The following is a 22,782-nucleotide window of genomic DNA, read 5'->3' as shown; positions in this document are numbered from 1 at the left end:
AAGCCCTATGGAATACAGAGCTAAAGCCGCTTAAATCCTTTTTATTATTTCCACTGTCTACTTGACAGGGGGCAGTTCATATTAAGAAGTGGACAGCTCTTTCATGTGTGAGGAGAATTTACGCAATAAACCTATGAATGAATACAATTCAGCTTTACATTAATCCATATATTAGCTGAATCGGCGCATTAACTGCAGATTGACGCAATTACTGTTTCGACTGACGCTATCTTTAGAGCAATCCGCGCAATTCCCTTACTGACTGACGCCATAAAGAGGCTGAAAAAATACAATAGATGATTGCTTCAGGTACCGGGTACTAGCAGCATCCTCTACTCATATAGCTTCCCGTTTTGATCAACATAGACGCTCTTTATCAACGTTCGCTCGAAAGGGTAGCCTTTTTTCGTTTCGCTTTCCATGTCAATCGTAAGCGTATAGATGCCTTCTTTCTTTAGAGGAAGGGACAATTCGCCTGCTGAGTTGATTGTAACTGGAACGCTGCGGCTTTTCTGTTTGCCGTGTTTATTTGTATAGGTTGCTTCTGCACGATAGGTTGTTTTCTTAGACGGTGGAGGCTGGAGGTTGTCTTTAATAGCTATTTTCTGCTTAGCGGTGCCTGTTATATCAAGAGTAACGGCTTGATCATAAGAGCTGTCAATCGAAGCTGTTACTAAATAGGCGTTGCCTTTTGCATGATTCGTTTGAATATGCCATTCTCCTGGTGATGGCTGATTTAGCTTGTATAAATGATGGTAAGCGCCTTCAAAAATTCCGTCATTCAAATAGGAGATATTAGCAGGAATAACTTCACCATTTGGTCCGTGCAACGTTGCAGCAGAAAAATGCTCATCACTTAAGAAATCAATGGTGACGGACGTGACGTCTTCTTCAATATGAAAAAAATCTGTTTTACCAAAAGCTTGAAGAGGGCCGCCGCGAACAATTTGGCTGCTTGCTTCTTGCTTACTTTGAATGTTTGCGTTTGCATTCATTGAAAATAGCGATTTCTCAGATGTAAGATAAGGCTTAAATGTCGTGAATGTCGCATGACCTTCTTTAACTGTTGTATGATTCCAGCGTCCGACGGCAAGTTCTCTGGAGTATGGAAGTCTAGAATTAGCGACTGTTACGGCTCCATCATTTTGACCGTATGAGCTTAAATATACACCGCCCCAGTAAAGGGATGAACCGAATGACCCCCAGCTTGTTCCTGCCAGTGTAAAGAAAGGGTTGATTTTGGCGTTAGGGTGATGGTCGGTTTCACTCCTGAAAAATGCCATGTATCCCGTTTGGAGAGAGTTCGTTGCTGCATTTCTTCCTCCTATAATGCCGGCTAGCCATCCTGCCCAGCTGCTGTAAGCTAAATCAGCCAGCTGTGAGCCATAATGCGGGGTCGATAATGTGATCACATTTGATACATAGGCATGAGCACCATGATGGACTAAGGCCGATTGAGTATCAATCCCGCCTTTACTATGTGTGACTAGGACAAGATCTTTGCCGAAATACTGATGAATTTCAGCCAGCTTGGCAGCAAGCAGTGCGCCGTTTGTCCACATATCTTCCGTTCCGTGAAGGTCAACAAAAGCTGTTTCATATCCATCTTGCAGAGCGACTTGATACATGTCATTTTCTTCCCACCATGTGCGAGAGGAGCTGTTTAGCCCATGGATAAATATAAGTGGCGCTTTTGTCGGATTAATGCTCTCAGGTGATTCTCCAATATACCACTGGCCCGGAACGCCTGGAGTCCCTTTGTCGCCAAACGATCCAGCGTGGACTTGGATGGGGCTGACTAACATAACAATAAGCAGAAGAATCAACAACACGTGTTTAATCATGCATAACCTCCTTATATGAATAATATTGAACCGCACAGAAGTGAATATATGCAATAAGTACTTACTCTATTAACCTTTTTTTATTGTTTTCCTGCAGGAAGGAAGACTTATTTTGAATAAAATGACAGATGGAAAAATTCGAATACTAACGTTATAATGGAGTAATACATATACAAGTATTTAGATGTACGCATACTCAACTTTAAAACTGAATTATTAAGAAATGGGAGGAAAGCAAAATGATTTCACAAGAAATTAAGCAAAATTTAACTCAAAGCTCATGGATTCGTAAAATGTTTGAAGAAGGGCAGCGCTTAAAAGCAATCCACGGGGCGGATAAGGTTTATGATTTCTCTTTAGGGAATCCTGTGATTGATCCTCCAAAAGAATATTTCGAAGCTCTAAAAAAATATGCGCATAACCCGATTTCAGGGGGTCACAGCTATATTCCTAACCAAGGTCTAGTCGAGGCGCGAGAGAAGGTAGCTGGGCATTTAGGTGATCGTTACGGTGACATTGGAGTAAGCCATGAGTCCGTTATTATGACTTCTGGTGCAGCAGGGGCGTTAAATGTGGCGTTAAGAAGTATTCTAAACGAAGATGATGAAGTGATTATCTTTACGCCATTCTTTGTTGAATACAAGTTTTATGTAAATAATGCAAAAGGAAAGGCAGTGTATGTTCCGCTTGCTGAAGACTTTACAATTGATTTAGAAAAATTAGCTGAACATATTACAGACAGAACGAAAGCGGTTATCTTAAACAACCCGCATAACCCAACAGGACAGCTTTTGACTCAGGAAGATCTTGAAGCATTTAACAGGCTTCTTCGTGAAAAAGAAACAGAGCATGAAGCGATGATTTACGTACTTTATGATGATCCATACAGTCAATTAATCTATGATTATGATGCGCCAAATCCATTTAAAGCAATTGACCGATTATTTTACGTATCATCGTTCAGTAAAGACCTTGGACTAGCTGGTGAACGTCTTGGCTATTTAGCAATTGACAGCCGCATGGAAGATGCAGGTGAATATATGGCTGCCTTCGTATTTGCAAACCGTACCTTAGGATTTGGAAATGCGTCCGTTACAGTGCAGCGTATGATCAGTCAATTGCCGACTCTTACACAAGAGCAAGCAGGCTATAAAGAAAGACGTAATGCGATGGTTGAAGTATTAACAGATGCCGGTTTTGATTTTGTGGAACCTAAAGGTGGATTCTTCATTTTTCCTAAATCACCTTTAGCTGATGATACAGCCTTCTGTAAGCTTGCAGCTGAAAAGTTCAATATCTTACTCGTACCTGGATCTGGGTTTGGCCGTGAGGGACATTTCCGTTTATCATACAGTGTGTCGCTTGAGCAGATTGAAAACTCAAAAGAGGCTTTCAAAGCATTACTTCAGGAATGTAAGGCTATGAACCAAAAATAAAGAATGGGTTAGGAGTTTTTACTATGTTTATCGTCCATTCGACGTTTAAAGTTCCAGATGAAAAAGCAGATGAAGTAATTGATATTTATAAAAATAGATCTGGCCTGGTTGATAAAGCCGCGGGATTTCAACGTTTCAGGCTGCTTCAGAATGCAAAGCTGAATGGAGAAATTACGGTTGAAATTGAATGGGATTCTAAAAAAGACTATTTAAACTGGGTCCGTAGTGCAGAGTTTAAACATATTCATGACCTGGAGAAGAAATATCCAGACCAAGAGCTTGCTGCTGTTATTCCAGAAGTAAAGCAGTTTGAGGTGGTGATTGATTGATACCTTTTCCATATCCCGAATACCATCCAATTATTGATGCCATTACAGAAGAGATTTATCAAGCTTATCCTGAACTTGAAGAAAAGTACGGAGAGGCTGGCCGGAGAAAATGCCGAGAGGACAATCAGCATCACTTTCATTCCTTAGAAACAGCTTATCAAATGAAACAAGAAAAGATCTATGTGGACTATGCGCTGTGGTTAAATGGAATATTAGTCAAACATGGAATGGACAAACAGCATTTAATTGATAATTTCGAGCGAATCGAACGTTTGATCAAAGAGAAAGTAGACGATGAAAAGGAAGAAGCGTTTAAAACATATCTGCAAGCTGCTATCCAAGCTGTGAACGAGATCAATGAGTAAAAGCAACTAAAAAACTAGAAAAAGTGCTCGGCAGCTGCTGAGTACTTCTTTTGTTAAGTAGCTATTTTGTAACCATTGAATGGCTCCATCACACTTTCTATGAAAGATAAAATAAATTAAGGAACGTTGACATTATGCCGTTACAATTCCTCTTTCATATGCATCCATTAGTAGTAGAAGGAGGGTGAAAAATGGACTTTAACATAGCGAATGAAATCGCTACAAGTCAATACGTGTGGGCTATTCTTTGTATTCTGTTAGGCTACTATGTGATTCGTGAAATGAGAAAAGAAAACAAAGAGCATAGAGAGTATTCTAGACAAAGAGAAATAGATTTGATGAAGCATTTAGACAGGTCGAATGAATCACAAGAAAAGATGGTTATAACTCTTGAAAAACTGCATGATTCTCTTGATTCTCTAGAGAAAAGAATCGACCGCATTGAACAAAAAATGGATAAAGATTAACGATAAATCCCTTGATTCGTTTTCACTCCAAAGGGATTTTTTTACATAACTGAATTAGTTCTTAAAAGCACAAGGGACGGTTCCTTGTATTTTTATTTTGAGAATAGAAAGAAATACCTTGTACTGGTTAAGAAAGAGGAATAAACTGAATATACTAACTAACATACTGACTGGTAGGTATAGAAGTCATGGGGGGTGCAGGGGTGGATACGAAGAGAATATGGATGTATTCAATAATTGGAATGCTTACTACGATTGTTGTTCTTGCTTTTGCCAGGCTTTCTTTTGGAGTTATTCTTCCCTTTATGAGGGAAGGGCTGGTCATTACGTATAAAGAAGCAGGTATATTAGGAACGGCGATCTCTTTTGGATATGTAAGTATGGTTGTGTTCTCAGGGGTTGCGGCATCAAAATGGGGAAGCAAACGAACAATCATCTTTGGCACTATCCTTGTCAGCATGGGATTCATCGGGATTGCAATGACACCTGGGTATTGGGTTGCATTCGTTTTTATGATCATCTTAGGTGTCGGTACGGCTTTCACCTATACACCTCTGATTTCATTGTTGGTAGCATGGTTTCCTTTAAAGAGAGGATTAGTGATAGGATTAACGACAAGCGGTGTTGGGATAGGTATTCTTTTATCGGGTATTGTTATCCCTTTTATAAGTACGATGTTTCCTGTGTTTGGCTGGAGATATGCTTGGGGATTGTTTGCATTATGCGGCATCAGCGTTATATTCATTATCGCTTTCTTTATTGAAAATCCTCCCGTAATCAAAAGAGAAGCAGCAGATGAGAAAACAGCGAATGCACGAGAGATTTATAGAGATAAAGCTGTCATCAATGTCAGTCTTATTTACGGTGTCGTTGGCGTTGCCTACATTATTCAAATGGTGTTTGTTATGAGCTTTATGATAGAGTCAGGGATCTCAAGTAGAACAGCAGGACAATTGATGGCACTAAACGGATTTCTATCGATCTTTACGGGGCCGGTGTGGGGGCATCTTTCAGATAAAATAGGCAGGAAAACATCATTGAATCTCACAATGGCTATAACATTGATCGCGATGATGATCCCTGTTTTTTATCCAACATTTATTGGTTTCTCTGCTCACATCATTTTAATAAGCTGTACATTAACCGGTTTATTCACCCTTGTTCAAGCTGCAACACTTGATCAAGTGAAGCCGAGTGATATGCCTGTCGCTTTTAGTTATGCAACCTTTTACTTTGCGGTAGGCCAGCTTATTGGACCAGTTATCGCAGGATGGCTGATTGAAGACTTTGGCGGGTTTACATATGCCTTCCTCTTTTCATCGATTTGTCTGGGGATTGGGTTCATCCTAAGTCTTAGAGTAAAGAACCGGCAGCATGAGACTGTCGCAGTAGAAGGGAAAGTAAGTGTATAAGAATTTAGTGCAAATTCAAAAAAGGTCATCATTCGTTGAAGAATGGTGACCTTTATAGCATGTTACTAGAAAAACCAAAGCCCGAACAAAGTGGCAGCAATTAACCCCAACATAACAGGGAGGAAGCTTTTACGTACAAGTTCCATCACTGGCACCTTGGCAAATCCAGCAACAGCCACAAGAGAGGACCAGGCAATGAGCGTTCCTCCTCCGACCCAGATCGATCCCATTTGACCAATAGCAGCAAGGGTAGCCGTATCTACACCGACCGTTGGGCCGAGTGCACTTGATAAGGCACCTACTAACGGAAGCCCTGAGAATCCTGAGCCATCAAGACCTGTAATCATTCCAATAATTAAGATCGCAAACCCGGCAAGGAAAGCGCTCTCTGGAATGAGTTGTTGTCCTGCTTGCACAAGATCGAATAAGAAGGATGGAGACGCCTCGCTTCCAACTCCTAAAATCGTACCGGCTAGTTCACCGCTTCCGATAAAGAAGAATCCTGCAATCGGAATAACGGGCCCCATCGCTTTAAACGCAAACACAAAGCCAGTAATTAAATGTTCACTTACTTTTGTAAGAGAGGTTTTTGCCTTATCAGCTGTGGTAGAGGCCAGTAATAGCAGGGCCGCTGTTCCCCCGATTAAGGCAGCGCCGGTTCCACCTTCAATCGTTGGAATGACATCGGAGAATTTAGCCATGACCATGTACACAATGATGAATAAGAAAGAAGCTGGTACAAGTAAGGCAAAAACCATGCTTTTCTTTGTGACAGGTTTTCTCGTTTGGCTCGTTTCCTCCGTTGATGCTGCAGTGATTTTCTCCCATTTAATTAAATGATTTTTTGATGGAGATTTAATCCACTTTCTAAGCAACAGGTAGGCCGTCGTAATAGCAATACCGCCTGTTACAAGGGAAAGAACAAACGCACGGTCTGCTACTAGAGAAATATCCACACCAGCAGCTGTAGCGCTAAGCATAGGCGCTATTTGAATAATGTAATCCGATGACAGAGCCATCCCTTGGCCCGCGAGTGATATCGCGATGGCAGTACCAATCGGCGGAAGGCCTGCACGAATTGCCACAGGAATGAGCAATGCTCCTACAAGCGGAACCGCTGGAGTTGGCCAGAAGAACAATGAAATGGAATAGGTAACTAGAACAATAACCCAAAACGAAATATGACCATTAACCATAACTTTTTGAAATGGGGTAATCATTTGTTCGTCTGCACCTATATCTTTTAATGCATGCAAGAGAGCAGTCATGATTGCAATAATTAAGAAGATATTAAACAGCTCACCAGCAGCAATCAAACTGGCTTGGAAGATGGTCTGCAAGCCGATAGATAATGACCCGCTGAAGATCCATCCTACTAAAAATGTCATCAATATAGCCGGAACGACAACATTTTGTCTAAATAACATCGTAAAAATGATTAAGAGTGTCCCAGCTAAATACATCCAATGAGACATCGTAAGCTCAATCATATCGCAGCCTCCTATCTGTCAAACTACGATATCTTATGAAACAAACTAGGCATTGGTGTATTCGAGCAAAATATATTCTTATTTTAGCGCTCAAAAATAAATTAATATTCACTTAACAATTCTTAACAGCTTGTTTATCTTACCTTAATATAAACCTGTTACTCTAAGGCTGTAAGGGAAATGTTTAAAAGAGATGAATGAAAACAAATTACATAGCTTAAACAAGCGGGTGGAGAACACGTTGAGAAAACCCAAGTTGTTGCGTAAGGAGACCTACTGCTCGTATGTCTGTTATGCACCGATTTGGGTTTTTTTCTATCTATTTGGAGGTTGCTGTGAAAGATTATAAACTATTTTTCTTTGATTTAGACGGTACGTTAGTCAACGGAAATGCCTTATTTCCTCTTGCAAACGAAGTAATCGAGTATTTAAGGAAACATAATAAACGAGTGTTTTTCTTAACCAATCATCCATCTAGGCCAAGGGAAGAGCTGGGTGAGAGGCTGAAAAAAATGGGACTAGAGGTAGGAGTGAATGAATTAATCACACCGACCTTAGCTATCAAGCGATATTTCAGTGATAGACCATCTGGGTCAAGTGTATATGTGGTGGGATCGGAATTGATAAAAGAAGAAATAAAGAAGATGGGAATTCATGTATTAAATCATTCAAGGGAAACCGCAATGGGAGAAGTATTTGTTGTCCTCGGCATGTCTCCGAATTTGAATTACGAGCATTTGCAAGAAGGCTTTTTCTTACTCCAAAAGGGGGCACGATTAATATTATTAAACCCTGATATATGTTGTCCGACTGAGAGTGGAATGTACTTAGATACAGGAGCGATCGCACGAGTTTATACGAGTGCTGCGCCAAGAAATCATATAAAGCCAGAAGTTTTAGGAAAGCCCTCTATCTGGATGCAGCAAGTTCTCTTAGACTTCGCTGGAGTGGACCGCCCTAGGGCTGTGATGGTAGGAGATTCGATTACTAGTGACATTGCAATCGGACAAGCAGTTGGTATGGATACCATTCTATTATTGAGCGGGGTCAGCAAGGAGGAAGATTTGATGACGATCAGACAACGTCCTACTCATGTCTATTCTACATTAAATGAATTCTATCAAAAGATAAAGGAGCTTGCGTATGTTTAAGGAGCACCATATAACAGCACTAACCGATTGGAGCAATCATGAGGAATGCATGAATTCCCCTTTTAAAACAGTATTTCTTTTAAATGGAACAATGCTGGATTTGCCGGAGAGAGTATTTAGGCTGCAGCAAAAAAATAAAGAGGTTTATCTTCATGTGGATCTGATATCAGGTGTTCAAGCTCAGAGCATTGAAGGAATGACTTATATTGCTGAAGTCATCCAGCCAGATGGCATCATCAGTACGAAGACACAAGCGATTAATCACGCCAAGAAGCTTGGTTTAAAAACCGTACAGAGGATCTTTTTAATCGACAGCCACGCGCTGAATAAATCGATTGAAGCCTGCTTGAAAACGAAGCCTGATGCAGTTGAGGCGATGCCGGCATTAATGCCTCGAGTGATTAAAGAGCTTAAAGAAAAACTCCCATTTCCGATTGTGGCAGGCGGGTTGATTCGAGATCAAGCAGAAGTTGATGCAGCCCTAGAAGCAGGTGCAACGGCTGTATCCGGCAGTTACACTTATGTATTTTATAAAAAGGCGGGTGTTGGTCATGAGAAACGTTGAGCTTCAAAATGTATGCAAATCATATGATCAAAAATCTTTTGCAGTTGAAGATATTAATGTGGAGATTAAAGAAGGTGAGTTTTTCATCCTCGTTGGGCCTTCTGGCTGCGGGAAGAGTACATTATTACGAATGATCGCGGGTTTAGAAGAAATTTCAGCAGGAAGACTTTTGCTTGGTGAGAAAGAAGCGAATCATTTAGATCCAAGTAAGCGTGAGCTTTCGATGGTCTTTCAAAACTATGCTCTTTATCCGCATTTAAGTGTGGAGGAAAATATTTTATTTGGTCTTAAAGTAAAGAAAATAAAAAAAGAAGAGAGGATGCGTCGGTGTCTAGAAGCAGCTGAGTTGCTTGGTTTAACGGACTATTTGAAAAGAAGACCGAGAGAGTTATCAGGCGGGCAAAGGCAGCGTGTTGCACTAGCAAGAGCGGTTGTCAGTCAAGCTCCAATCTGTTTAATGGATGAACCGCTCTCTAACCTCGATGCGAAATTACGCGGACAAATGCGTCTGGAAATTAGGCAGCTTCAACGTAAATTAGGTACAACAATGATCTATGTCACACATGATCAAGTTGAAGCGATGACGATGGGTGACCGGATGATGATTCTAAAAGACGGGAAGGTTCAGCAGGTAGGCACGCCGCTTGATATTTACAATCATCCAGCCAATGAGTTTGTCGCCACGTTTATTGGTGCTCCACCGATGAATTTAATAGACGGATTCATTGATGAAAATGAAAACATTGTTGTGGGAAACAGACAATTGGTTATTCCAGCTGGATCAATAATGAAAGGATTTAGAGCCGAAGAGATGAAGACAGGCAAGCGCGTAAAACTGGGATTAAGACCTGAGCATGTTAGTCTTGCGCCGGTTAAAGGGTCTGATTTAACAGTTGAGGTTGAGGTCGTCAATAGTGAAGTGTTAGGAAATGAGAGCATTATCTCGTTTCATTTAGCCGGTGAAGTATGGAGGGCCAAATGGGCCGGCCAATGGCCAATGCCTGCAAATAATCGAGTTAATGTCGTTTTTGCCCAGCATGAATTACATATTTTCGATGCGGAGAATGGTCAGATACTCCAATCACCACAAAAGGTCGAAGCGAGTAAGGAGGTACATATTCTGTGAGTGCAGGAGAACAAGCAGTAGCAGAGAAAATACAGCAATATCGAGTGGAGAAAAAAAGCACTGTTTGGCAAGAATCAAAAAATGTCCGTGTAGCGATGCTATATTTACTGCCATCCATTGTGCTGTTTTCAATCTTCTTATTTTATCCGATGCTTCGAACAATCTATTTAAGTTTTTTTCTAACAGATGCACAAGGCACAGCGGCCTTATTTGTTGGACTTGAAAATTACCTATATATCCTCCAGTCCAGCCAGTTTCAAAAGAGCATGCTGTCAACCTTTCTATTTGTCTTATATACGGTGCCAACTGGTGTGATTCTAGCTTTATTTTTGGCAGTACTAGCAAACGAGAAAATCAGGGGGATTGGGTTGTTTCGCACCTTGTTTTCTTCTACGTTAGGAATGAGTGTCGCGGCCTCATCAGTTATATGGCTATTTCTGTTTCATCCGACTGTCGGGATCTTAAACAGCTTTCTTGGATTGTTCGGGATTGGATCGATTCCTTGGCTGCTTGACCCGACATGGGCATTAATCTCTATTGCAGTTACAACGGTTTGGATGAATACAGGATTTTCATTCTTAATATTGCTTGGCGGTCTGCAAAACATTGACCGGCATTTATATGAAAGTGCGAGAATCGACGGGGCAGGGTATTTTTATCGACTATTTCGTATTACATTGCCCATGCTCTCACCAACGATGTTTTTTATCATTACGATCACGTTTATTAATTCGTTTCAGTCATTTGGACAGGTTGACATTTTAACTCGCGGAGGCCCTGCGGAGTCAACGAACTTGATTGTGTATTCGATTTATCAAGATGCCTTTATTAATTATCAATTTGGTACAGCAAGTGCGCAGGCAGTCATCTTATTTGCAATGGTATTTCTGCTCACCCTTATTCAATTTAAGTTTGGAGAAAAGAAGGTGCATTATCAGTGAAAATTTTTACAGCATCCTTCCGTTATTTCTTATTAATAGCGAGTAGTTTTATTCTGTTCTTTCCAATCGTCTATGCTTTTTTAGTCAGCTTTATGACCGGGCCAGAGGTGCTTAGCCGCTCGCTGATTCCTTCTCAGCTCTATATCGAGAATTATGAGCGTGTTTTTCGGACAGTGCCGTTAATGCAGTACATTACAAACAGTTTTGTCGTATCAACGGCTGTTATGATCGGACAGCTAATCGTTTGTTCAATGGCGGCCTTTGTATTTGCCTTCATTCCGTTTAAGGGAAGAAATATTATTTTCATTTTGTTTGTGTCGACTTTAATGATTCCGTGGGAGGCAGCGATGATCCCGAACTTTCTAACGGTGCAGTCATTTGGCTGGTTGAACTCATACTTGAGTCTAACCGTTCCTTTTTTTGCCCTGGCCTTTGGAACGTTTTTACTTAGACAGCATTTTAAAACGATTCCGCATGAATTGTACGAAGCAGCCCAAGTTGAAGGCTTGAATCGCTTTCAATTTTTCTATAAAGTTGTTATCCCTTATTCTAAAACGAGTTTAGTTACACTTGGAATCTATGGGTTTTTAACGACGTGGAACATGTATTTATGGCCGCTGTTGGTCACGACCAATGATTCCAAACGTACGGTGCAAATCGGGCTGAAACAATTGCAAACCGTAGAGGTCGCAACCGAATGGGGGGTGGTTATGGCAGGAGTCGTTATCGTGATTATTCCAACACTGCTACTATTATTCATTGGTCAAAAACAATTACAAAAAGGCTTGACAGAAGGTGCCATCAAATAAGAGGGAGAGATGATCATGAAATCTACTTGGAAATGGATGCTTAGCTTAGTTGTCTTAGCGCTGTTATTAGCTGCTTGCGGGGGTTCAGTTGAAGAAAGCTCTGGTGGTACACAACCAAATGATGTGAATGCTGATAATGAACCGACAGAAGAAGAAATAGGAGAACCAGCAAGTGATGATGTTGTTGAAATTGAGTTCTGGCACGGCATGGGCGGCGGCCTGGGTGAAACGTTAAATGAGCTCGTAAAAGAGTATAACGAATCTCAAGATCAAGTATTCATTAAGCCGGAATATCAAGGCTCTTATGAAGAATTGCTGACTAAATTCCGCAGTGTTGGCGGAACAAGTGATGCTCCAGCACTTGTTCAAGTATTTGAAGTGGGAACGAAGTACATGATTGAAAGTGGCTACATAACGTCTGTCCAAGAGTGGATTGATAAAGAAGGCTATGATGTGTCTCAGCTTGAAGAAAATATTCTTAGTTATTACTCGGTTGATGGTGATCTTTATTCAATGCCATTTAACTCATCGACTCCTGCTTTATTTTATAACAAAGATGCATTTATTGAAGCTGGATTAGATCCTGAAAACCCGCCGCAAACGTTCTCTGAAATCCAAGAAGCAGCTGCTGCTTTAACAACAGATGATCGTTACGGATTTTCAATTCTTGGTCACGGGTGGTTTTTTGAGCAATTGATCGCGACACAAGGTGCTGATTATGTTGATATGGATAATGGTCGTGCCGGTAACGCTACAGAGGCGCTCTTCAATGGAGAAGAAGGACAAAAAGTGTTCAACTGGATAAATGATATGAACGAAGAAGGGTCATTCGGCTATTTCGGTACAAACTGGGATGATATTCGTGCATCGTTCCAAGCAAGTCAAGTAGCAATGTATTTAGATTCGTCTGCTGGTACAAAAGATGTTATTAATAATGCTGATTTTGAAGTAGGCGTATCATACATTCCTCATGCAGATGATATTGAGCGAAATGGTGTCATCATTGGCGGTGGCTCGATTTGGATGGCAAACGGAATTGAAGAAGAAGAACAAGCGGCAGCCTTTGATTTCTTAAAGCATTTACAAACGCCAGAAGTCCAAGCTGAATGGCATGTTAACACAGGGTATTTTGCGATTAACCCTGAAGCTTATAATCAACCGATTGTAGAAGAAGAACACAGTGAGTTTCCTCAGCTGCGTGTCCCAATCGAGCAGCTTCAAGAAACCATCCCATCAACTGCGACACAAGGGGCATTAATTAGTGTATTCCCTGAATCACGCCAGCAAATGGTGACAAATTTTGAATCTATGCTCCAAGGGACATCGCCGGAAGATGTGTTAAATCAAGCAGCAGAAGGGACAAACCGCGCAATCGAAGTATATAACCGTACGGCGAATTAACAGGTAAAGCTGCGGCTCTCTTTGAATGTTGAAGAGAGCTGTTTCTTTCAAATAAAATGTGAGCTTAACATGAAAAAGAAGGGGCAGATTTGAATGAAAACCACCTGTGATATTTTTGCTCATCGTGGATCATCAATAGATCATCCAGAAAATACAATGGCTGCATTTCAAGCGGCTTTTGAGATCGGAGCAGATGGTATTGAATTTGATGTTCAATTGACAAAGGACTTAGTACCGGTAGTGATTCATGATGAAACACTCGATCGAACGACAACAGGGTCGGGAGTTGTGTCTGACTTTGCTGTAGAACAGCTGAAAACACTGAGTGCGGGAACTTGGTTTGACCCTCGATATGAAAATGAGACCATTCCTACATTAGAAGAAGTGCTCGTTTGGGCAAGTGACAAGCAAATTAAATTGAACATAGAATTAAAAGGAAAAGTGAATCAACGTGAATTGCTTGTTCAAAAAGTCATATCGATGATACAGGCCTATCAATTAGAACGAAGCGTGATTCTATCATCATTCGATCACGTTTGTATAAAAAAAGCAAAGGAAGTGGCACCAGAAATTGATACAGCCGTTATCGTAACAGCGGCGCTGTATGAACCTTTAGCGTATCTTCGTTCACTAGATGTTGAAGGGTACCATTATATGTCACCGCTCTTATTGAGAGAAGAAGCAGGCGCCCTCATAGATGCAGGTGTGCACATTCGACCTTATACAGTAAATGAACAGGCTATACTGAGAAGGTACATGGAGTGGGGGTGTACTGGCATTTTCACTGATGCCCCGCAGCTTGCATTAAACATAAGAGGTGAAGGGTAGGACAAGTGTTGGTCACTTGTCTTTATTTTATTATTTTTTTAGGTTTTATTTTTTTTTGGAAGGGAATATCTAGCAACATATTGAATCATTTATCAACCATTTTTTGAAGGAGATGACCTAAATGACACAGTCTGAAATCAAAGAAATGAATGCAGCTCAATCTGAATCAAGACGTTTAAAAGTACATAAGGAATTAGATGAACAATTTAAGAAACCTCTCATTCATAAGTCGATAACAAGTAATACTGTGTATGTTCCTTTAAATAAAGAGAAGTTATGGGGCTGAAAATTATAGTCTTCCTGGCTACTTTTGAATGATATTAAATAGAGTAAAAGAACTCCGTATTACATTTTTGTGTGCGTTTTTTTGTAAGAGCAACGAATATTAATAGATTTAGGTAGATCTCTTAGTGCACCTGACCGTTTCATTTACTCTACTATTTGAATAAACTACTAATCAGTTCATAAATTGAATAGGAGTTGGTTCAGATGGTAAAGGTTTTTATTGACCCTGGACATGGAGGAACAGATCCAGGTGCTGTAGGAAATGGTCTTCAAGAAAAAAATTTGACTTTAACAATTGCGCGCTTAATTAGGGAAATGTTGCTAAATGAATTTGTGAATGTGGAAGTAAGAATGAGCAGAAATTCAGATATAACGGTCTCACTAGCTGAGCGTTCTACTCTTGCTAATAATTGGAATGCTAATTATTTTCTCTCTATTCATATAAATGCAGGTGGTGGGACTGGTTTTGAGTCATATATTCACTCCAGCGTTCCTAGTAGGACAAGGCAGCTTCAACAAGTTGTCCATCCAGCTATCATATCAGAAATTCAAGTCACGAATAGAGGGCAAAAAAATGCAAATTTTGCTGTATTACGTAACACTTCAATGCCAGCGATCCTTACTGAAAACCTATTCATAGACCGCACTTCTGATGCGAATCTATTGAAGGATCCTTCTTTTCTAAATCGGGTTGCAAGAGGGCATGTCAATGGAATTGCACAGGCCTTTAATTTACAACGAAAGCCCACTCCGCCGCCTGCGGGTACATTATATAAAATACAAGCTGGAGCTTTTTCTGATAAAGCCAATGCTGATCGTATGGTAAGCAGGCTTAGAGCAGATGGCTATAACCCTTATCTATATCAAGAAGGAGGATTATGGAAGGTACAAGTAGGGGCTTTTTCAAATAGAACGAATGCTGAAGATTTAATAAGTGAATTAGCTCGAAAGGGATATCAAGCAGCTATCGTATTATAAAAACAAATACTCCCCCGTTCAACGGGAGAGTATTTGTTTTTGTTTAAAATAGCTGTGTTGAGGAGGAGGCGACCCTACTCTTTAAAATATTATGAAGATATTAGGAAAATATGATATAAATAAAGTACTATACTATTTGCAACAAGGAGGAGCTATTTGAATAAGTCTATTCTTTATCTATTAATTGTTGTTTTTTTGCTAGGCGGAATTGGGTATGGCGTTTACTATGTTGGCACCAATATAGCTTCAAAGAAAATCACTGATGATCTACAGGCGGAACTTCATAACAGCGGGCAGTTGGATGAAGTCAGAGCATATATCGAAAATGATCCTGCCTTGCAACGATATTTAGAAGAAGTTAGGCAGGCAGATCGTGATACCCTCCCATTTAATACGAAAGAAGAAGCGACTAGAGTTCTAATTAGAAAAGTTGGCATTACTGATCTACTTGAGATGCAGTCACGCGTAGAGAGAGGACAGATGAGTCAACAAGAAATCATTAATGAGCTTGAATCGAGTTTAACAGAAGATGAATTACTTGCTTTAAAAGTGATTGCCTATAAAGAGCTATATGAATAAAAAGGCTAAGCTCAAAGATGAGAGCTTAGCCTTTTTTCTTATTCTGGCACGCGAATCTTATTTTGGTAGCCATTCGTTTTGTGAGAGCCGTCACAGAATGGAAGGGACTTTGATTGTCCACACATACAGAGAGAGAAGGCAGGTTTTTTAGGAAAAGGCTTTCCCTCACCGTCAAGTAGTTCAACATCTCCGGTCACTCGTATTGAGCCGTTGTCATTAATTTTTAACGTTACTTTTTTGTCTTCAGCCATAATCTTCAGTCCTTTATAAGTAGTATAGTTATGTAGTTCAGCGAAAAATGCCTAAATCCTTTAAAGTTCTAGCATAAACTTACATTAAATAGCTCTCAATCCTATAAAGAGTGCGAGATTCAGTGTGAAAGGTACTAGGAAATCACTCATTTTTTTGGCTCTCACAAGTTATTACACGTTTATTTTCATGAAAATATGCTATGATATTGGCTATAGCTTTCGTAGGATAGCTAGATAAGATAAAAGATTTATGTAAAGAAGGGGATCTAAATGAATCAACGGACCTATCCATCGTTATTCTCAAGTATTAAAAAACCAGCTACAGCGTTTGAATGGTTTACGGCCTTTTTATTTGTTTTATTATTTATCGTTGGCTTATTTAATGCGTTTGCATTTAGGTTATTTGTGATGTTGTTTTTAGTAGGGTTATTACTGCAAGTGAACCGATTTATCCAAAGTCGTCCTATGGAAAAAGTTCCCGTGACTGATATTGAACAGGAAGCGGCAAAAATGAAAGTCCAATCGGCTGCTGCGGCAGAGCGTACTAAGGAACATACAGAAGAGGACATTTTAGAAAAGACTACACAGCTGCAGAAAATTGATTTAGATCGTACCGAACTTCTTGAAGAGCTGTTTGCGAAAGCGTCATTAGATGATGAAGAAAAGCAAAAATACCGCTCTAAAATAAAACAAAAAGATAATGAAATTTCAAAGCTGCGCCAAGAATTAATGAATGCTGGTGAGAAGATCCAGCAAGTAGTACTTGAGACGAAGAATTATTTTGTGAAGCACGACCCAATGAAGGAGCTTGCTACATCGATCGACCAAGAGCTTCTTGAAGCAGATTCGCTTGATTTATTAAATGAGCACTTGCAAAGAAAGCGCGCAACGATGTCAGAAGAAGATCTCATGGCTTTAAGCAAGGCAGGCTATGTTGATGAAGATTTCAAATTGACGCGTGCCGGGTTTAAAGCTTTAACAAAAGCAGTAGAGAAGTAGTATGAGGTGCAGTGCAATTGCAGTGCGGGTAAGGGTAAGAAATTGCGTCATTTTGGAGCTGAATTGAGCCAATTGAAGATGGAATAGCGCCGATTCAAGCGATAAATGCGTCGCTTCAGCTGGTATATGCGCCGGTTGACAAGATATGCGTCAATACAGCGGCTGATTGCGCCAATTCATGCTTATATTGAGCCGTTTCACTACCTAATTGCGTCAATCTCAACCCTGTCTATCTCAGAAAAAAGGTTTGCCCAAATCGGGCAAACCTTTTTCTATTTTCCTTCAAATTCATCTACTAACTCTGTAAAAAATGCTAAGGCTTTCTCGATTGGCTCAGATGTCGTTAAATCTACGCCGGCCTTTTTAAGCAGCTCGAGCGGATAATCAGAACTTCCGCTTTGCAGGAATTCAAGGTAGGCCTCTTTTGCACTTTCTTTATTTTCTAAGAGACCGTTGGCTAGTTGAATAGCTGCTGCGAATCCTGTAGCGTACTTATAAACGTAGAATGGGCGGTAGAAGTGCGGTATTCTTGACCAGCCGTATTTTACTTCCTCATCAAATACCATATCAGGTCCGTTGTATTCACGAAACAACTGCTCATATACCTCATTAAACACCTCAGCAGTAAGCGGCTTGCCGGCTTCTGCTAACTCGTGAGTATCCTTTTCGAAATTCGCAAACATTACTTGAGTGAAGAACGTTCCTTTAAACTTATCGATAAAGTCATTCACTAAATATTTTCTTGTTTTATCGTCTGTCGATTGGTTGAGTAAATAATGAATGAGTAACACTTCATTTACTGTTGAGGCAACTTCGGCGACGAAGATCGTATAGCCGGCTGTGATTTGCGGCTGATGCTTCGCTGATAGATAGCTGTGCATCGCGTGCCCCATTTCATGAGCGAGTGTAAATAAGCTGTTTAAATTATCTTGATGGTTGAGGAGTACGAATGGGTGAACACCATAAAGACCCATATTATAAGCGCCTGAACGTTTGCCTGGCGTTTCACGGACATCAATGTAGCGTTTGTCTTTAAATTCAGCTAATGTCTCTACATACTCCTCACCAAGCGGCGCTAGGGCTTTAAGCATTAAATCATATGCTTCATCATAAGGAATATCCTTATCTACACCTTTAACTAGCGGAATGGATAAATCGTACTGACGGAGTTCATCCACACCTAGCATCTCTTTTCTAATCTTTTGATAACGGTGGTAAGGCGCAAGATGGTTCTTCGTTGCTTCAATCAGCTTGTCATACACTTCTTTTGGAACTTGATCGGCAAACAGTGATTTTTCAAGCGCTGACGGATAATTCTTCATTTTAGAGACGGTGACATTTGTTTTAATGGCTGATGACAGGGTTGAAGCAATTGTATTATTCAGCTCAACATAAGGCTTGTAATAAGCATGATACGCTTCTTTTCGCTTGTTGCGGTCTTCGTTTTTAAGCAGCTTTTCATACATGCCGCGTGTTAATTCTACTTTCTCGCCATCATCTTTTGTCACTAGACCGAATTTAATATCTGCATTATTTATCATGCCAAAGGTTTTACTAGGAGAGGACAGGGCTTCGCCGAGCTGAGTTAACACCTCTTCTTTTTCTTTACTTAAGACATGGGGCTTATAGCGAAACAGATCCATTAAATCGTCTTCAAAATAAGTCAGCCCTTCTACTTCTGATATGTATTCTTGAAGGGTGGACTTATCAAGACTTAAGATGAAAGGTCTGAAAAAAGAGACTGCTGTACTTGCTTTTACACTTAGTTGAGTCGCTTCATCAAGTAAGGATTCAGCCTTCTTATCGCGAGTATCAACATCTACTTGAAGTCTAGCATAGACGACCACTTTAGATAAATGAAAGCTTAGTTTTTCCTGCATTGATAAAAAATCGTACAAGGAATGTCCATCCTCAATCTTTCCATCAAACTCTTTCAGCTTTACTGTCATTTCTTCAATGACTGCTACATCTTCTCTCCATTCATCTAAAGAAGAGTAAATATCGGAAACATCCCATTTTTCGTGTTCTGGTACATCTTTGCGAGTAGAATATGTGCTCAATACGATCACTCCTTTTTTATTAGTTTTACCATTATCCACCATAGTTATGATTGTATCACAAGGAAATACACACAAAAATGGAGAAGCTTTATGGGAACAGTAATCGTTATCTAATTCTGACTATCTTTACAAAATCCCTCTATTTGTCTACGATATAGATATGTTTACTAGGAGATGAAATGAATTTTATTAGTTGGAGGGTAATGACATGGAGAAACCATTAGCAGGTAAAACGATTGCATTGACTGCGTCGCGTAAAGTCGAGGAGATGAGCACGTTGATTGAAAAACAGGGCGGGAATGTGATCGTACGGCCGATGCAAGGGACGGTGTATGTTGCGAAAGAGGAAATTGTTTCAGAATTAAAACAAATGATTGATCAGGGAGTAGATTGGTTTGTCCTTACTACGGGTATAGGAACAGAGAAGCTCGTTGAGTTAGCTGAAGAGATTGGTTTGAAAGATGAATTAATCGAGCGCTTAGGTCATGCGAAGATTGCAGCAAGAGGCTACAAAACGAAAAATGCATTAAAAAAGCTTGGGTTAACAGCAGATATTAGTGATGAGGATGGAACAACAAATGGATTGATCCACGCAATGGAATCAATTTCATTTAAAGGTAGTAAAGTAGCGGTGCAGCTTCATGGTATCCCATCTCCAAACCTTCGTACATTTTTTGAAAACGAGGAAGCAGAAGTTATTGAAGTCTTACCATATCGTCATATTGCTCCTGATGAAGAAGAAGTTAAAACACTTTATGAAGAAGTAGTTGAAGGAAAAGTTGATGCGGTCTGCTTTACTACATTTCTGCAAGTGAGAGCATTGTTTCAGTATGCGGAATCTATCAAGAAAGAAGAGACGCTGCTCAATCAATTTAATAAAAAAGTCTTAGCCGTTGCAGTTGGTAAAGTGACAGCTGAAGCGTTAACTGATGCCCAACTGACAAGAGTGATTGTGCCCGATAGAGAGAGAATGGGTGCCATGATCGTCGAGCTTGCAAAATTTATGGAGGCGGATAAATAGAAGACAGCCCTGTAACATGTTACTTTATAAAGTGAATATAAAAAGTTAGTACATAATCTAGTGTATATAATAGAAAGGTGGAATAAGCTATGCGTACATTTGATGCGTTTGTGATTGATCTTGAAGACGGAAAAACAAAGCTTGAGCGCAAGCAGGTAACGGAAGAATTTTTAGGTGAAGGAGAAGTGACGATTGAAGTCGCTTATTCAAGTGTAAACTATAAAGACGGACTAGCTACTTTACCAAAACAGATTATCCGGAACTATCCGTTAATTCCAGGGATTGATCTATCAGGTACTGTCATCGAATCAAAAGACGACCGTTTTAAAGAGGGGGATAAGGTCATAGCCACTAGTTATGAAATAGGCGTGTCTCATCATGGCGGCTTTAGTGAAATTGCTAGAGTACCAGCTGATTGGGTTGTTCCTTTGCCTGACGGTTTATCACTAAATGAAGCAATGGTGCTTGGTACAGCTGGATTCACGGCAGGTTTATCTGTCCAAAAGCTTGAAGACCAGGGCATCACGCCTGAAGCTGGGCCAGTCCTTGTGACAGGTGCTACAGGCGGGGTCGGCAGTGTAGCCGTTGATATTTTAGCAAAGAATGGCTATGAAGTGCATGCTAGTACTGGGAAAGAAAGTGAGCATGGCTACTTACGTGAGCTAGGTGCTGCTGAAATCTTAAATAGAGAAGATTTAACACCAGAAAACAGAAAGCCGCTTCGTAAAGAAGTATATGCTGCGGCAGTTGATCCTGTTGGAGGGAGAACTCTTGAACATATTTTAAGTACGTTGAAATACGGTGGATCTGTAGCTACAAGCGGACTGACTGGCGGTAATAAAGTAGAGACGACCGTATTCCCGTTTATTTTAAGAGGAATTAACTGGCTCGGTGTCGATTCAGTTTTCTGTCCAATGGATGTACGTAAGAAAATTTGGGACAGACTTGCATCTGATTACAAGCCAAATCATTTAACAGCAGGCATTGTTAATGAGATCACTCTAGATGAGCTGCCTGATACGTTATCAAGCATTTTAAAAGGTGAGGTACGAGGCAGAACAATTGTGAAGATGAAGTAATCTTGCCTAAGCCTGAGCTTTTCAAGCTTAGGCTTTTAAGTTGTAAGGAGTTGATAGGATGACTCATACTATTTTACCGCGCGCTTTTTATGATCAATCGACACTCGACTTAGCTAAAGCCCTTTTAGGAAAACTGCTTGTACATGAGACAAGTGAGGGAATCTGTTCAGGATATATTGTTGAAACGGAAGCTTACCGCGGACCGGATGATCAAGCGGCACATAGTTACAATAATTTGCGGACAAAGCGAACAGAAGTGATGTTTGGTGAAAATGGACACTGTTATGCTCATGTGATGCATACCCATTGCTTAATTAATGTCGTAAGCGGTGGAGTAGATCGGCCGGAAGGTGTACTGATTAGAGCTTTAGAGCCGGTTGATGGGATTGACCTAATGTATAAAAGGCGTGAGAAAGCAAAACGAGAAAAAGATTTAACGAGCGGCCCAGGGAAATTAACCAAGGCGCTTAACATTACCAAAGCAGATTACGGCAAGTCATTTTTTCAACCGCCGCTTTATATCGCTGAAGGAAAAGAAGTGAGTCAAATTTCGATGGGGCCTCGGATTGGAATTGATAACAGCGGGGAAGCGAAGGACTATCCGTGGCGTTTTTGGGAAACGGGTAATCCTTATGTATCGAGATAATAAACAGAGCCTCATCTAACTATTAGATGGGGCTCTATTGTCGTTATTATCAGTTGCTATGACTATTCTTACGATTATATTTCCACATCATATAACGGTAACGGATCGTACAGCCAATACAGTAACCGGAAAGAGCAAGAGCAGCAGCCAGAACAACCATACCAGACATGATGTACATGATGACTTCAAAGCCGAAGCTATAACTGATAAAGGCCACAGCTAAACAAATCGTTGCGATCCACTGGTTAAATCGCTGCTGAGCTGCATCTTCTTGTACGTATTCTCGAGCAGGCCTTTTTAAGGAAGGTGTGAATGCCCGCATGATAATGTTGCGCCTGAATGCAAGTGCGATGATTCCAACAACTAAAGGGAAGAGGAATAAAAGCGGGCTTATTAACCAACTTAATAGTACAAATACGATAAGAAACACTTGGTTAACTTGTACAAGTGGTTTCGGGATACTCATTATAAAACCTCCAAAAATTCAATTAGCATTCTGACTAATTTAAGTATACCAATAAGCGTACCGCCTGAAAAGAAATAAACCAAGTAAATAGGGCGGTATAATGAATGGTCATATGAACATTGCAAGTTCGGCCGGTGTATACCGCTCGCTTCAAACATGGGTTATAGCAGGGTCTCCGCTGCTGAAATATGCTTCGCTTTTCGTGGGGAGCCAGTGAGCTTCCTCGGGCTAAGCCCTGTGGGATCTCACTCCTG

The 22,782-nt window shown here is 40.4% G+C and carries 24 protein-coding genes; 19 read left to right on the top strand and 5 right to left on the bottom strand.

Translation table 11 applies throughout. From position 1 onward, the window contains the following. Nucleotides 1-332: 332 nt before the first annotated feature. A complete protein-coding gene (locus A33I_RS07740; RefSeq protein ID WP_022627926.1) occupies nucleotides 333-1,844 on the bottom strand; it encodes an esterase/lipase family protein in 1,512 nt (503 codons plus the stop codon). Between the two features lie 239 nt (nucleotides 1,845-2,083). On the opposite strand from A33I_RS07740, the gene A33I_RS07735 reads away from it, so the two are divergent. The 5 genes from A33I_RS07735 (at nucleotide 2,084) to A33I_RS07715 (ending at nucleotide 5,853) form a co-directional block, all read left to right on the top strand. Continuing rightward, nucleotides 2,084-3,280 (top strand): pyridoxal phosphate-dependent aminotransferase, encoded by a 1,197-nt coding sequence (locus A33I_RS07735; RefSeq protein WP_022627925.1) that lies wholly within the window; start codon nucleotides 2,084-2,086, stop codon nucleotides 3,278-3,280. Nucleotides 3,281-3,303: 23 nt separating this feature from the next. Continuing rightward, nucleotides 3,304-3,609 carry an antibiotic biosynthesis monooxygenase family protein gene (locus tag A33I_RS07730; RefSeq protein WP_022627924.1) on the top strand — a complete coding sequence of 102 codons (306 nt, stop codon included), beginning with the start codon at nucleotides 3,304-3,306 and terminating at the stop codon, nucleotides 3,607-3,609. Continuing rightward, nucleotides 3,606-3,974 carry a hypothetical protein gene (locus tag A33I_RS07725; protein WP_022627923.1) on the top strand — a complete coding sequence of 123 codons (369 nt, stop codon included), beginning with the start codon at nucleotides 3,606-3,608 and terminating at the stop codon, nucleotides 3,972-3,974. The genes A33I_RS07730 and A33I_RS07725 overlap by 4 nt, the downstream gene beginning before the upstream one ends. Before the next feature lie 191 nt (nucleotides 3,975-4,165). After that, nucleotides 4,166-4,441, top strand: coding sequence for a BhlA/UviB family holin-like peptide (locus A33I_RS07720; RefSeq protein WP_022627922.1), 276 nt, complete (start codon nucleotides 4,166-4,168; stop codon nucleotides 4,439-4,441). A gap of 203 nt (nucleotides 4,442-4,644) precedes the next feature. Next, nucleotides 4,645-5,853 carry an MFS transporter gene (locus A33I_RS07715; protein WP_022627921.1) on the top strand — a complete coding sequence of 403 codons (1,209 nt, stop codon included), beginning with the start codon at nucleotides 4,645-4,647 and terminating at the stop codon, nucleotides 5,851-5,853. Nucleotides 5,854-5,918: 65 nt separating this feature from the next. Here the strand turns inward: A33I_RS07715 and A33I_RS07710 are convergent, their stop codons facing one another. Beyond that, a complete protein-coding gene (locus tag A33I_RS07710) occupies nucleotides 5,919-7,343 on the bottom strand; it encodes a hypothetical protein (RefSeq protein WP_022627920.1) in 1,425 nt (474 codons plus the stop codon). 335 nt (nucleotides 7,344-7,678) lie between these two features. On the opposite strand from A33I_RS07710, the gene A33I_RS07705 reads away from it, so the two are divergent. The 10 genes from A33I_RS07705 (at nucleotide 7,679) to A33I_RS07665 (ending at nucleotide 16,006) form a co-directional block, all read left to right on the top strand. After that, nucleotides 7,679-8,494 (top strand): HAD-IIA family hydrolase, encoded by an 816-nt coding sequence (locus tag A33I_RS07705; protein WP_161808677.1) that lies wholly within the window; start codon nucleotides 7,679-7,681, stop codon nucleotides 8,492-8,494. Continuing rightward, the gene (locus A33I_RS07700; RefSeq protein WP_022627918.1) at nucleotides 8,487-9,059 is read left to right on the top strand and encodes a glycerol-3-phosphate responsive antiterminator; all 573 of its coding nucleotides are present in this window, start codon (nucleotides 8,487-8,489) and stop codon (nucleotides 9,057-9,059) included. Before A33I_RS07705 ends, A33I_RS07700 begins: the two co-directional genes overlap by 8 nt. Further along, nucleotides 9,046-10,185 carry an ABC transporter ATP-binding protein gene (locus tag A33I_RS07695; RefSeq protein WP_022627917.1) on the top strand — a complete coding sequence of 380 codons (1,140 nt, stop codon included), beginning with the start codon at nucleotides 9,046-9,048 and terminating at the stop codon, nucleotides 10,183-10,185. Before A33I_RS07700 ends, A33I_RS07695 begins: the two co-directional genes overlap by 14 nt. 29 nt (nucleotides 10,186-10,214) lie before the next feature. Further along, the gene (locus A33I_RS07690; RefSeq protein WP_031311507.1) at nucleotides 10,215-11,126 is read left to right on the top strand and encodes a carbohydrate ABC transporter permease; all 912 of its coding nucleotides are present in this window, start codon (nucleotides 10,215-10,217) and stop codon (nucleotides 11,124-11,126) included. Next, nucleotides 11,123-11,935, top strand: coding sequence for a carbohydrate ABC transporter permease (locus A33I_RS07685; RefSeq protein ID WP_022627915.1), 813 nt, complete (start codon nucleotides 11,123-11,125; stop codon nucleotides 11,933-11,935). The genes A33I_RS07690 and A33I_RS07685 overlap by 4 nt, the downstream gene beginning before the upstream one ends. Nucleotides 11,936-11,950: 15 nt before the next feature. Further along, nucleotides 11,951-13,336, top strand: coding sequence for an ABC transporter substrate-binding protein (locus A33I_RS07680; protein WP_022627914.1), 1,386 nt, complete (start codon nucleotides 11,951-11,953; stop codon nucleotides 13,334-13,336). Nucleotides 13,337-13,429: 93 nt separating this feature from the next. Continuing rightward, nucleotides 13,430-14,164 carry a glycerophosphodiester phosphodiesterase gene (locus A33I_RS07675; protein WP_022627913.1) on the top strand — a complete coding sequence of 245 codons (735 nt, stop codon included), beginning with the start codon at nucleotides 13,430-13,432 and terminating at the stop codon, nucleotides 14,162-14,164. A 121-nt stretch (nucleotides 14,165-14,285) separates the two neighbouring features. After that, entirely contained in the window at nucleotides 14,286-14,450 is a 165-nt protein-coding gene (locus tag A33I_RS21085; RefSeq protein WP_022627912.1) for a hypothetical protein, read from the top strand. Nucleotides 14,451-14,653: 203 nt separating this feature from the next. Beyond that, nucleotides 14,654-15,427 (top strand): N-acetylmuramoyl-L-alanine amidase, encoded by a 774-nt coding sequence (locus A33I_RS07670; RefSeq protein WP_022627911.1) that lies wholly within the window; start codon nucleotides 14,654-14,656, stop codon nucleotides 15,425-15,427. Between the two features lie 156 nt (nucleotides 15,428-15,583). Beyond that, nucleotides 15,584-16,006 (top strand): hypothetical protein, encoded by a 423-nt coding sequence (locus A33I_RS07665; protein ID WP_022627910.1) that lies wholly within the window; start codon nucleotides 15,584-15,586, stop codon nucleotides 16,004-16,006. 38 nt (nucleotides 16,007-16,044) lie between these two features. Here the strand turns inward: A33I_RS07665 and A33I_RS07660 are convergent, their stop codons facing one another. Then, nucleotides 16,045-16,257, bottom strand: a complete 213-nt coding sequence (locus tag A33I_RS07660; protein WP_012959148.1) for a CDGSH iron-sulfur domain-containing protein — start codon at nucleotides 16,255-16,257, stop codon at nucleotides 16,045-16,047. A gap of 270 nt (nucleotides 16,258-16,527) precedes the next feature. On the opposite strand from A33I_RS07660, the gene A33I_RS07655 reads away from it, so the two are divergent. Further along, on the top strand, nucleotides 16,528-17,256 hold the full coding sequence (locus A33I_RS07655; RefSeq protein WP_022627909.1) for a hypothetical protein: 729 nt from the start codon (nucleotides 16,528-16,530) through the stop codon (nucleotides 17,254-17,256). 272 nt (nucleotides 17,257-17,528) lie between these two features. On the opposite strand, the gene pepF is transcribed toward A33I_RS07655, so the two are convergent. Next, complete coding sequence (gene pepF / locus A33I_RS07650; RefSeq protein ID WP_031311505.1) at nucleotides 17,529-19,322, bottom strand: oligoendopeptidase F; 1,794 nt, start codon at nucleotides 19,320-19,322, stop codon at nucleotides 17,529-17,531. A gap of 202 nt (nucleotides 19,323-19,524) precedes the next feature. On the opposite strand from pepF, the gene A33I_RS07645 reads away from it, so the two are divergent. The 3 genes from A33I_RS07645 (at nucleotide 19,525) to A33I_RS07635 (ending at nucleotide 22,062) form a co-directional block, all read left to right on the top strand. Then, nucleotides 19,525-20,337, top strand: a complete 813-nt coding sequence (locus A33I_RS07645; RefSeq protein WP_022627907.1) for a uroporphyrinogen-III synthase — start codon at nucleotides 19,525-19,527, stop codon at nucleotides 20,335-20,337. Nucleotides 20,338-20,426: 89 nt separating this feature from the next. Next, nucleotides 20,427-21,416 (top strand): acrylyl-CoA reductase family protein, encoded by a 990-nt coding sequence (locus tag A33I_RS07640; RefSeq protein ID WP_022627906.1) that lies wholly within the window; start codon nucleotides 20,427-20,429, stop codon nucleotides 21,414-21,416. Nucleotides 21,417-21,474: 58 nt separating this feature from the next. After that, nucleotides 21,475-22,062 carry a DNA-3-methyladenine glycosylase gene (locus tag A33I_RS07635; RefSeq protein ID WP_022627905.1) on the top strand — a complete coding sequence of 196 codons (588 nt, stop codon included), beginning with the start codon at nucleotides 21,475-21,477 and terminating at the stop codon, nucleotides 22,060-22,062. Nucleotides 22,063-22,111: 49 nt separating this feature from the next. On the opposite strand, the gene A33I_RS07630 is transcribed toward A33I_RS07635, so the two are convergent. After that, nucleotides 22,112-22,528, bottom strand: a complete 417-nt coding sequence (locus A33I_RS07630; RefSeq protein ID WP_022627904.1) for a DUF4395 domain-containing protein — start codon at nucleotides 22,526-22,528, stop codon at nucleotides 22,112-22,114. Nucleotides 22,529-22,782 lie beyond the last annotated feature (254 nt).

It is taken from the genome of Alkalihalophilus marmarensis DSM 21297, assembly GCF_000474275.2.
In the GTDB taxonomy this organism is placed as follows: Bacteria; Bacillota; Bacilli; order Bacillales; family Bacillaceae_D; genus Alkalihalophilus; species Alkalihalophilus marmarensis.
This window is presented reverse-complemented; position numbering and strand designations above follow the sequence as displayed.